Annotated in this window: 8 protein-coding genes; 7 read left to right on the top strand and 1 reads right to left on the bottom strand. The window is 62.1% G+C overall.

Translation table 11 applies throughout. The features are described 5' to 3' along the window. The first annotated feature begins 35 nt into the window (after positions 1-35). From JOE32_RS11050 to JOE32_RS11030, 5 genes are all read left to right on the top strand, one after another. Complete coding sequence (locus tag JOE32_RS11050; protein WP_003233491.1) at positions 36-713, top strand: response regulator; 678 nt, start codon at positions 36-38, stop codon at positions 711-713. Then, a complete protein-coding gene (locus tag JOE32_RS11045) occupies positions 710-2,056 on the top strand; it encodes an ATP-binding protein (RefSeq protein ID WP_209983967.1) in 1,347 nt (448 codons plus the stop codon). The genes JOE32_RS11050 and JOE32_RS11045 overlap by 4 nt, the downstream gene beginning before the upstream one ends. 421 nt (positions 2,057-2,477) lie before the next feature. Then, positions 2,478-3,809, top strand: coding sequence for a dicarboxylate/amino acid:cation symporter (locus JOE32_RS11040; RefSeq protein WP_209983965.1), 1,332 nt, complete (start codon positions 2,478-2,480; stop codon positions 3,807-3,809). A gap of 145 nt (positions 3,810-3,954) precedes the next feature. Continuing rightward, the gene (locus JOE32_RS11035) at positions 3,955-4,941 is read left to right on the top strand and encodes an XdhC family protein (RefSeq protein WP_209983963.1); all 987 of its coding nucleotides are present in this window, start codon (positions 3,955-3,957) and stop codon (positions 4,939-4,941) included. Then, entirely contained in the window at positions 4,938-5,516 is a 579-nt protein-coding gene (locus tag JOE32_RS11030) for a nucleotidyltransferase family protein (RefSeq protein WP_209983961.1), read from the top strand. Before JOE32_RS11035 ends, JOE32_RS11030 begins: the two co-directional genes overlap by 4 nt. A 698-nt stretch (positions 5,517-6,214) precedes the next feature. Here JOE32_RS11030 and rne read toward each other — a convergent pair. Continuing rightward, positions 6,215-9,334 carry a ribonuclease E gene (rne, locus tag JOE32_RS11025; RefSeq protein ID WP_209983959.1) on the bottom strand — a complete coding sequence of 1,040 codons (3,120 nt, stop codon included), beginning with the start codon at positions 9,332-9,334 and terminating at the stop codon, positions 6,215-6,217. A 758-nt stretch (positions 9,335-10,092) separates the two neighbouring features. Here rne and rluC point away from each other — a divergent pair. Continuing rightward, positions 10,093-11,052, top strand: coding sequence for a 23S rRNA pseudouridine(955/2504/2580) synthase RluC (gene rluC / locus JOE32_RS11020; protein WP_209983957.1), 960 nt, complete (start codon positions 10,093-10,095; stop codon positions 11,050-11,052). Then, on the top strand, positions 11,039-11,701 hold the full coding sequence (locus tag JOE32_RS11015) for an HAD-IA family hydrolase (protein WP_209983955.1): 663 nt from the start codon (positions 11,039-11,041) through the stop codon (positions 11,699-11,701). Before rluC ends, JOE32_RS11015 begins: the two co-directional genes overlap by 14 nt. Positions 11,702-11,716 lie beyond the last annotated feature (15 nt).

The raw sequence follows: 11,716 nt of genomic DNA, 5'->3' as shown, positions 1-11,716 counted from the left end.
CTCTGTCGGACAGTTGAATTGCCTTGGAGAGCCTTATGAAATTGCTGGTGGTGGAAGATGAGGCGCTGCTGCGTCATCACCTGTTGACCCGCCTGACCGACAGCGGGCACGTGGTCGAAGCCGTGGCCAATGCCGAAGAAGCCCTGTATCAGACCGGGCAGTTCAATCACGACCTGGCCATCATCGACCTGGGCCTGCCCGGCATGGGCGGCCTGGACCTGATCCGTAAACTGCGCAGCGACGCCAAGACGTTCCCGATCCTGATCCTCACTGCCCGTGGCAACTGGCAGGACAAGGTCGAAGGCCTGGCCTCCGGCGCCGACGACTATGTGGTCAAGCCGTTCCAGTTTGAAGAGCTGGAAGCGCGCATGAACGCCTTGCTGCGCCGCTCCAGCGGGTTCACCCAGTCGACCATCGTCGCAGGTCCCTTGCTGCTCGACCTCAATCGCAAGCAAGCCTCGCTCGATGAACAGCCGCTGGCGCTGACCGCCTACGAATACCGGATCCTCGAGTACCTGATGCGCCACCATCAGCAGGTGGTCGCCAAGGATCGCTTGATGGAACAGCTCTACCCTGACGACGACGAGCGCGACCCGAACGTCATCGAAGTGCTGGTCGGGCGTCTGCGCCGCAAGCTGGAAGGCCCGGCCGGGTTCAAGCCGATCGATACCGTGCGTGGCCTGGGCTACCTGTTCAATGAGCGCTGCCTTTGATTCGCTCGCTTCGCGTACGCCTGATGCTGGCGGCCGCCACCCTCGCCGTGCTGTTCATGCTGGGTTTGCTGCCGGCCATGCAGGGCGCGTTCAGTCTGGCGTTGCAGGATTCCATCGAGCAGCGTCTGGCGTCGGACGTGACGACCCTGATCTCGGCGGCGCGGGTTGAAAACAACCGCCTGCTGATGCCAGCGCAGTTGCCGGACGAGCGCTTCAACCTCACCGACAGCCGCCTGCTCGGCTATATCTACGACCGTGAGGGCCATCTGGTGTGGCGCTCGCGGGCGACCCAGGAAGAAAACATCAACTACAAGCCGCGCTATGACGGGCGCGGCAATGAGTTTGCGCGGATTCGCGAGGCCAACGGCCAGGAATTCTTCGTGTACGACGTGGAGGTCAAGCTGCTCGGCGGCAAGAGCGCCGCGTTCAGTATTGTCGCCCTGCAACCGGTGCGCGAATACCTGCTGACCCTCGAAGGCCTGCGCGAAAATCTCTACCTGGGCTTCGGCGCCGCGTTGCTGGTGCTGCTCACCCTGCTGTGGCTGGGCCTGACCTGGGGCCTGCAAGCCCTGCGACGGTTGAGTCAGGAACTCGACCAGATCGAGGGCGGCACCCGCGAAAGCCTCAGCGAGCAACACCCGCGCGAATTGCTGCGCCTGACCGGCTCTCTCAACCGCCTGCTGCACGGTGAGCGCGAGCAACGCGCACGCTATCGCGATTCCCTCGACGATCTGGCCCACAGCCTGAAAACCCCGCTGGCGGTGTTGCAGGGCGTGAGCGAAGACATGGCGCTGCGCCCGGCAGACCGCGATCAGGCCTGGGTGCTGCAATCGCAGATCGAGCGTATGAGCCAGCAGATCGGCTACCAGTTGCAGCGCGCCAGCTTGCGCAAAAGCGGCCTGGTGCGCCATCAGGTGCGGCTTGAGCCGGTGCTGCAAAGCCTGTGCGACACGCTGGACAAGGTGTACCGCGACAAGCGCGTGGCTGTGTCCTTCGACTTGCCGGATGAATGCTATGTGCCGATCGAGAAGGGTGCCTTGCTCGAACTGCTCGGCAACCTGCTGGAAAACGCCTACCGCCTGTGTGTGAGGGAGGTGCGTATCAGCCTGCTGGAAAACCTCGAAGGCGCCGAGCTGTGCATCGAGGACGACGGCCCCGGCGTACCTCCCGACCAGCGCGCGCGGATTCTGCAGCGCGGCGAACGGCTGGACCGTCAGCACCCGGGGCAGGGGATTGGCCTGGCGGTGGTCAAGGACATTATTGAAAGCTACGGCGCACGCTTGACCCTGGGCGATTCGCCATTGGGTGGCGCGGCGTTCAAGATTCATTTCCCGGCTGTTTGATCTTCATTGGCTACACTCGCCCTGTTGCAGGCAAGCCAGCGCCCACACTTTGATTGGTGAATCCAGGCAACTGTGGGCGCTGGCTTGCCTGCGAGAGCGTGCGTCCAGGCGCCACATCCCGCAAACTTATCTCACCAAGGCGGATATCCGCCACATTGTAGGACGATAGAGGTCGGTCCGGCGGAAATCCGCCACATTGTCTGACCCGGCCGGCCATGCCCGTCCATCGCTATCCCTGGCGTCTAAAGGCCTGACGGAAATTTCCGTAAAGTGGCACGGCGTTTGCGATCAAGATTACAGCGCAGGTGTGTTTCTACAGGCCTCGCAAACAACAAATCCCTCCAGTGCAGGAGGGTTCGCAATTCAAGTGTCGTGGGCAATGGCGGATATTTGCCACACGGGACGATTGAGGAACTTTGCAATGACGACTCGTCAGCCACTCTACAAATCCCTGTATTTCCAGGTGATCGTCGCAATCGTTATCGGTATTTTGCTCGGCCACTTCTACCCGGAGACCGGCGTGGCCCTCAAGCCACTGGGTGACGGCTTTATCAAGCTGATCAAAATGGTCATTGCCCCGATCATCTTCTGCACCGTTGTCAGCGGCATCGCTGGCATGCAAAGCATGAAATCGGTGGGAAAAACCGGCGGCTACGCGCTGCTGTACTTCGAAGTCGTTTCCACCATCGCCCTGCTGATCGGCCTGATCGTGGTGAACGTCGTGCAGCCGGGCGCCGGCATGCACATCGACGTCGCGACCCTGGATGCCTCCAAAGTCGCAGCGTACGTCACCGCCGGTAAAGACCAGAGCATCGTCGGCTTTATCCTCAATGTGATCCCGAACACCATCGTCGGCGCGTTCGCCAACGGCGATATCCTGCAAGTGCTGATGTTCTCGGTGATCTTCGGTTTCGCCCTGCATCGCCTGGGTGCCTACGGCAAGCCGGTGCTGGACTTCATCGATCGCTTCGCCCACGTGATGTTCAACATCATCAACATGATCATGAAGCTCGCGCCACTCGGTGCCCTGGGCGCCATGGCGTTCACCATCGGCGCCTACGGTGTGGGTTCGCTGGTGCAACTGGGCCAGTTGATGATCTGCTTCTACATCACCTGCCTGCTGTTCGTGCTGGTGGTGCTGGGCGGTATCTGCCGCGCCCACGGTTTCAGTGTGATCAAGCTGATCCGCTACATCCGTGAAGAGCTGCTGATCGTGCTGGGTACGTCTTCTTCCGAGTCGGCCCTGCCACGCATGCTGATCAAGATGGAGCGTCTGGGCGCGAAGAAATCCGTGGTGGGTCTGGTGATCCCGACCGGCTACTCGTTCAACCTCGACGGTACATCCATCTACCTGACCATGGCTGCCGTGTTCATCGCCCAGGCGACTGACACCCACATGGACATCACCCACCAGATCACCCTTCTGCTGGTGCTGCTGCTGTCCTCCAAAGGCGCTGCAGGCGTGACCGGTAGCGGCTTTATCGTGCTGGCCGCGACACTGTCGGCTGTCGGCCACCTGCCGGTTGCCGGCCTGGCGCTGATCCTGGGTATCGACCGCTTCATGTCCGAAGCCCGTGCGCTGACCAACCTGGTGGGTAACGCCGTTGCCACCATCGTTGTGGCCAAGTGGGTCAAGGAGCTGGACACCGACAAGCTGCAAAGCGAGTTGGCTTCCGGCGGCACCGGTATCTCGGAAACCCGCGAAGTCGACGACCTGGGCGTGGCCGAAGGCCCGACTCCGGTGGTCAAGTAAACCGCTGATGGCGTGAACTGACGCCAAGGCAACCCGCAAACGCCCCGACCTGTTCGGGGCGTTTGCGTTTGTACGCACGCCCTTTTGGAATTTTTTGCTTTAGAGTCAATCGATACCTCATCAACAAACGCTCACAGGAGGGTAGATGGACAGTGTGGATCTGAACGTCCTGCGTAGCGTATTGGCGTGGCGCCAGGCCGGGCATCGCGTGGTGCTGTACAGCGTGGTGCAGACCTGGGGCAGTGCGCCGCGTCCGCCTGGGGCGATGCTGGCCCTGCGCGGCGATGGCGTGGTGATTGGCTCGGTTTCCGGCGGCTGCATCGAGGATGACCTGATCGCGCGCCTGCAGGATGGCCGTCTGGCCGCTGACGGCCCGCCGGTGCAGATGGTGACCTATGGCGTTACCCGCGACGAGGCGGCGCGCTTTGGCCTGCCGTGCGGCGGCACCCTGCGCCTGACCGAGGAGCGGGTGGTGGAGTGGGAGTGGGTCGCGCAGCTGCTGGCACGCTGTGAGGATCACCAGATCGTTGCCCGCGAGCTGAACCTGGCCACGGGAGAGGTGACCCTCAGCGATGCCAGCAAGACCGATGTGGTGAGCGTTGACGACCAGCGTCTGCGGGCCATCTATGGACCGCGCTGGCGGTTGTTGCTGATCGGCGCCGGGCAACTGTCGCGGTACGTGGCGGAAATGGCGCGGCTGCTGGATTTCGAAGTGCTGATCTGCGACCCGCGCGAGGAATTTGTCTACGGCTGGGAAGAGCAGCACGGTCGCTTTGTGCCGGGCATGCCGGACGAAGCGGTGCTGAATATCCAGACCGACGAACGCACGGCCATCGTCTGCCTGACCCATGACCCTCGGTTGGACGACATGGCGTTGCTGACCGCGTTGAATTCCAGCGCGTTCTATATCGGCGCGCTGGGCTCGCGGGTCAACAGCCAGAAGCGCCGGGAAAACCTCGCAGAACTGGGCCTGTCGAATGAGGCCATTGCACGTTTGCATGGGCCGATCGGTTTGCACATCGGCAGCCACACCCCGGCGGAAATTGCGCTGTCGCTGATGGCGGAAATTGTCGCGATCAAGAATGGCGTGGCGCCGATGCAGAAAAAGCCGCTGGCGGCGGTGGCTGAGTGACGCTGACCGCGATTGTGCTGGCGGCGGGGCAGGGCAGTCGCTTTCGCGCCGAAACGGGCGAGGATAAGTTGCTGGCTCAATGTAGCGGCCGGGACGGCGTAACGCGGCCGGTGATCGAGCATGTTTTGCTGAACTTGCCTGAGCAGCTCGTCTCGCGGCTGTTGGTGACGTCGCCGGAACGTTCGGACGTCATTCGGTTGGCCAGGGCATATGGCTGCGAGGTCCTGCTGCTGCAATCGGCGGGGATGGGCGACAGCATCGCGGCGGCGATTGCGGCCAGTGCGTCTGCTGACGGTTGGTTGGTGGTGCTGGGGGATATGCCGTTTGTCCTGCCCGCGACTATCGAGCGTGTGATCGATGATCTGCAAAGCATCAATGTGCCAGTGCATGCCGGGCAGCGTGGGCATCCGGTTGCTTTCGGTCGGGCATTTGGCCCTTCGTTAATGGCGCTGACGGGGGATCGCGGCGCAAAGCCTCTGTTTGCTCAGGCTGCCGTGAAGCAAGTGCCAGTGAATGATGCCGGCGTACTCTGGGATGTGGATGTGCCGCAAGGGCTGAGTTTCAACGCAGACTAAAATGAGGGAGGCTCCATTACCTCTGTGGCGAGCGGGCAAGCCCTAATGCCGTTCAGTCAAGCGCAGATTCCCTGTGGCGAGCAGGCTTGTCCTGCGTTGGGCTGCGCAGCAGCCCCAGAGCCAGGCGCTGAGCCGTATCAGGTACACCGCGTTTTGCTTGATGGGGGGCGCTTCGCACCCCAACGCGGGGCAAGCCCGCTCGCCACAATAAGCCCACAAATTTTCCGTTCAGTTAAGCGCAGATTCCCTGTGGCGAGCAGGCTTGTCCTGCGTTGGGCTGCGCAGCAGCCCCAAAGCCAGACGCTGAGCCGTATCAGGTACACCGCGTTTTGCTCGATTGGGGGCGCTTCGCACCCCAACGCGGGGCAAGCCCGCTCGCCACAATAAGCCCACAAATTTTCCGTTCAGTTAAGCGCAGATTCCCTGTGGCGAGCAGGCTTGTCCTGCGTTGGGCTGCGCAGCAGCCCCAAAGCCAGGCGCTGAGCCGTATCAGGTACACCGCGTTTTGCTTGATGGGGGGCGCTTCGCACCCCAACGCGGGGCTAGCCCGCTCGCCACAGGGATGTGGCTGCCTGAAGTTTCGACCTTTAAAAATCAACACGTTATTTGGTATTTGATAAGCGTCTGCTGGTTAAGGCTTTTGGACAAAAAAAGCCCCGCCTGATCACTCAGGCGGGGCTTTTTAGTGGCTGATGGAATCAGGCGAGAGGTTTAGGCTCGTGCTCTTCTTCCTGGGCCTTTGAAGCCTGGGCAGCGGCGGCTGCCTCGGCTTCCTTGCGGCGGCGACGCACTTCACGTGGGTCGTTCGGCGCACGGCCGTTTTCAGTCAGGGCGCTGGCAGGTGCGGCTTCAACCACAGGGGCCGCCACTTCAGCTGCCACCGGCGCTTCAACTACTGGCGCGGGCTCGACGACCGGAGTCGGCTCAACCACCGGGGCAGGCTCGACGACGGTGACCTCGGCAACCGCGGCTGGCGCTTCTTCCTCTACAGGGGCAGGTGCCTCAACCGCAGCGGCCGGTTCGGCAGTCCACTGGAAGGCGGTCTGTTCTTCACGAACTTCACGCATTGCCGGGGCGGCTTCTTCGACAACCGGTGTTTCGACAGCCGGCGCCTCAACAGCTGCTTCAACCACGGGCTGAGGTTCGACCACTGGCGCAGGCTCTACGGCAACCACTTCGGTTTGCGGCTGGGCGTCACGCTCCAGTGCAACTTCCACTTCCGGAACCTCGGGGGTTTCGATCGGGGTAGTCGCCTCGACGACTGGCGCTTCAACCACTGCGGTTTCGGCGACAGGCGCTTCTGCAGCAGGGGTTTCTTCGACAGCAGCGGTGGCGCGTTCAGCCTGCTCGTGAGCCTGGGCTTCAGCCGGGGCACTGATGACCGAGCTGGCAACGGCAGCGGTAACGGCCAGGCCGGCGGCCAGTTCGTTGCCTGTTACTTCGGTGCCTGTCGCTTCGTTATTGGAGCCTTCAGCGTTTTCGCCGGTCTCTTCCGAGCCTTCGATCACATTGCCGTTGGCATCACGCTGACGCTCACGGCGGTTGCTGCGACGACGCTGACCACGGGAGCGGCGGCGTGGACGATCGCCTTCGGCGTTGTCCTGGCCATCTTCCTGCAGTTGCTCTTCGCCGGTCAGCACTTCTTCTTCGCTGCTGGCTTGAGCTTGCTCGGCACGTGGCTGACGCTCTTCACGCGGCTGGCGCGGTTGGCGCTCTTCACGTGGCGCGCGTTCTTCACGCGGCTGGCGAGCCGGGCGTTCTTCGGTGCTGGCGGCAGCGACGGCCGCAACGGCTGGCGAAGCGTCCAGTGGCTCGCGCAGTTCACGCACACGCTCTTCACGCTCGCCGCGCGGCTTGCGATCTTCGCGCGGTGCACGTGCGGTGCGAGGGGCGCGCTCTTCACGGGCTACGGTCGGGGTGTCCTCGCGGGCTTCACGGGGGGCACGCTCTTCACGCGGTGCGCGTTCTTCACGAGGCTTGCGCTCTTCGTCGCGACGACCATTGCGGTTACGGCTCTGCTGGCGGCCGTTACGGCGTTCTTCATTGCGCGCAGGGCGCTCGGCAGCAGGCTTTTCAGCCACAACCGGCGCAGCCGGCTCTTCCTTGGTGGCGAACAGGCTGACCAGCGACTTCACCAGGCCCTTGAACAGGCTAGGCTCAGGCAGGGCGGCCGGTGCGGCAACCGGTGCGGCGGCTTCAACCGGAACCGGCGCATTGGCACGTGCCGGCGCGGTCTTGACGGCGGCTTCCTGGCGAACCAGGGTGCGGGTCGCAGCGGCTGGCTGGACTTCTTCCACTTCGGCAGCGGCTGCGGCGATTTCGTAGCTGGATTGGCCGCTGTGGGCTTCCGGACTGTCATCACGCAGGCGTTGCACTTCGAAGTGCGGCGTCTCGAGGTGATCGTTCGGCAGGATGACGATGCGGGCACGGGTACGCAGTTCGATCTTGGTGATCGAGTTGCGTTTTTCGTTGAGCAGGAACGCGGCCACCGGGATCGGCACTTGTGCGCGGACTTCGGCGGTGCGGTCTTTCAGGGCTTCTTCTTCGATCAGGCGCAGGATCGCCAGGGACAGCGATTCGACGTCACGGATGATGCCGGTGCCGTTGCAGCGCGGGCAGACGATGCCGCTGCTTTCGCCCAGGGATGGACGCAGGCGCTGACGCGACATCTCCAGCAGGCCGAAGCGCGAGATGCGGCCCACTTGTACGCGGGCGCGGTCGGCTTCCAGGCACTCGCGGACTTTTTCTTCCACGGCGCGCTGGTTCTTGGCCGGGGTCATGTCGATGAAGTCGATCACGATCAGGCCGCCGATGTCACGCAGGCGCAGCTGGCGGGCGATTTCTTCAGCCGCTTCCAGGTTGGTCTGCAGGGCGGTTTCTTCGATGTCGCTGCCTTTGGTGGCGCGCGCCGAGTTGATGTCGATGGACACCAGGGCTTCGGTCGGGTCGATCACGATGGAGCCGCCGGAAGGCAGTTCGACCACACGCTGGAAGGCGGTCTCGATCTGGCTTTCGATCTGGAAACGGTTGAACAGCGGCACGCTGTCTTCGTACAGCTTGATCTTGCTGGCGTACTGCGGCATTACCTGGCGGATGAAGGTCAGGGCTTCGTCCTGGGCTTCAACGCTGTCGATCAGCACTTCGCCGATGTCCTGGCGCAGGTAGTCGCGGATGGCGCGGATGATCACGTTGCTTTCCTGGTAGATCAGGAACGGCGCGGAGCGATCCAGCGAAGCTTCTTTGATGGCGGTCCACAGTTGCAGCAGGTAGTCGAGGTCCCACTGCATTTCTTCGCTGCTGCGGCCAAGGCCGGCAGTGCGCACGATCAGGCCCATGTCGGCCGGAGCGATGAGGCCGTTGAGCGCTTCACGCAGTTCGTTGCGTTCTTCGCCTTCGATGCGACGGGAGATGCCGCCGGCACGCGGGTTGTTCGGCATCAGCACGAGGTAACGGCCGGCCAGGGAGATGAAGGTGGTCAGGGCGGCGCCCTTGTTGCCACGTTCTTCTTTCTCGACCTGAACGATAACTTCCTGGCCTTCGCTCAGGACGTCCTTGATGTTCACGCGGCCTTCGGGGGCTTTCTTGAAGTATTCGCGGGAGATTTCTTTGAGGGGCAGGAAGCCGTGGCGCTCGGAGCCGAAATCGACAAAGGCAGCCTCAAGGCTGGGTTCGATGCGAGTAATACGGCCTTTATAGATGTTGGCCTTCTTTTGCTCGCGCGCACCGGATTCGATGTCCAGGTCGTAGAGGCGCTGGCCATCTACCAGTGCAACACGCAACTCTTCGGGTTGAGTTGCGTTAATCAGCATTCTTTTCATGTTGTACCGTCGGTTTCCGGGCTGCCGGAAACGGCGTTCGGCACACACGACTTCTCACGGTCGGTGTCAGGTGCGTCAAGAGTGGTTGGCCACTCCAGTGTCCAGCAATACCTGCCAATTGGGCGGGCATCGCGACGGACGCGTCCTGCTTGTTAGCGGTGGTGACAAAGGCACCACTTCAACAAAAGCTAAGGTCAGGAGGAGGAATCAACCGGCGACTGTGGACGAGATGAAGCGTCTAAATATAAGCCTAGTGCTACACGGTCCGACGGTTGTGCATCTCCACCCTACACGTATCCCTGATAATTCGGGTGCTGCCGCGCGCAGAATCCGCAGCGGGTTGGCATTTACCGTGGGCTCCAATGGGGAGTCCACGCTCATGGCTAAACAAGACTCAATGTGGGCGACTGCGCTCACATCCAGCTCTTAACAGGCGTTGTTTCCGAAGCATTCGCCGTGGTCCGGCACAAGACTGACTGCACTTTGTGAACTGGCCGTAAATATCGGCGCAAAACGCGAGTATTCACTCTGCTTTCTGCACTCGCTTCAGGCCTCATGTCACCTGCGCTTGTTACAATCCTGAGCCTTCCAGGGTGGCAAACGCCCCGTAGGACGGCCTCGCGTCCTGATGAATTGCGATGGTCAGGGCCGGCAGTTTGCCGCAAGTCCTCTGTCCAGGCCGCTTTTGGCGGCGTTCGCGACTATAGCAGCAATGATTAAGTGCTTCAATTCCATAAAAAATTGTTATCATCGCCGCCATGACGACTACCGCCCCCCCGACCCCCAGCGTCCAGCTGCTTGAGGTCTCGCCGGAATATGCCGGCCAACGCATCGACAATTTTCTCCTGGCCAGGCTCAAGGGCGTGCCCAAGACCTTGATCTACCGCATTTTGCGTAAGGGCGAAGTGCGCGTGAACAAGGGCCGGATCAAGCCCGAATACAAGCTGCAGGCCGGCGATATCGTGCGGGTGCCGCCGGTACGTGTGCCTGAGCGTGACGAGCCGGTGCCGTTGGCACAAGGCCTGCTGCAGCGCCTCGAAGCCTCCATCGTGTTCGAAGATAACAAACTGATCGTAATCAACAAGCCCTGCGGCATTGCGGTGCACGGCGGCAGCGGCCTGAATTACGGCGTGATCGAGGCCTTTCGTCAGTTGCGCCCGGACGCCAAGGAACTGGAGCTGGTGCATCGCCTGGACCGGGACACGTCCGGCCTGCTGATGATCGCCAAAAAGCGCAGCATGCTGCGCCACCTGCACACCGCCCTGCGTGGCGACGGCGTGGATAAACGCTACATGGCACTGGTGCGTGGCAACTGGGCCAGCTCGATCAAGAGCGTGCGTGCACCGTTGCAGAAGAGCAACCTGCGCTCCGGCGAGCGCATGGTCGAAGTGGACGAGGAGGGCAAAGAAGCCCTGACCCTGTTCAAGGTGCTGCGGCGTTTCGGCGATTTTGCGACCATGGTCGAAGCCAAGCCGGTCACCGGACGTACTCATCAGATTCGCGTGCACACCCTGCATGCGGGCCACTGCATTGCCGGCGATACCAAGTATGGCGATGAGGGGTTCTCCAGGGAGATTCGCGATCTGGGTGGCAAGCGCCTGTTCCTGCACGCCTACATGCTCACGGTGCCGCTGCCCGATGGCGGTGAGTTGAAGTTGCAGGCGCCGGTCGACGAGATGTGGGCCAAGACCGTGGAGCGCCTGAGTGTCGCACCTTGACTACAAGCTGCTGATTTTTGATTGGGACGGTACGCTGGCCAACTCCATTGGCCGGATCGTCGAGTCGATGCACATGGCGTCGACCCGCTCGGGCTTTGAGCTGTGTTCGGATTTTGCGATCAAGGGCATCATCGGTCTGGGCCTGCCTGAAGCGATCCGCGCTTTGTACCCCGAGATCGGCGACGCCGAGTTGATCGCGTTCCGCAACCATTACGCCGACCACTACATCGCGCTGGAAGCCGAGCCTGCGCCGCTGTTCGAGGGCGTGGTGCAGTCGCTGGATGCGTTTCGCGCCGAGGGTTATCACTTGGCGGTTGCCACCGGCAAGGCGCGCCGCGGCCTTGACCGCGTACTCAAGGCCCATGGCTGGGAAGATTACTTCGACATCACCCGTGCCGCCGACGAGACTGCCAGCAAGCCCCATCCGCTGATGCTGGAGCAGATACTCGCTCATTGTGGCGTGTCGCCGCGTCAGGCCTTGATGGTGGGCGATGCCTCCTTCGACCTGATCATGGCGCGCAACGCCGGCATGGACAGTGTGGCGGTCAGCTACGGCGCCCAATCCGCCCAGGCCCTGCAGCAATACGAGCCCAGGCTGACCATTGATCATTTTTCGCAATTGCAGGCCTGGCTTGGCCAGGCCCAATAAGTTTTTGCCGGGGTT

This window comes from Pseudomonas sp. PvP025 (assembly GCF_017832155.1).
GTDB lineage: Bacteria > Pseudomonadota > Gammaproteobacteria > Pseudomonadales > Pseudomonadaceae > Aquipseudomonas.
This window is presented reverse-complemented; position numbering and strand designations above follow the sequence as displayed.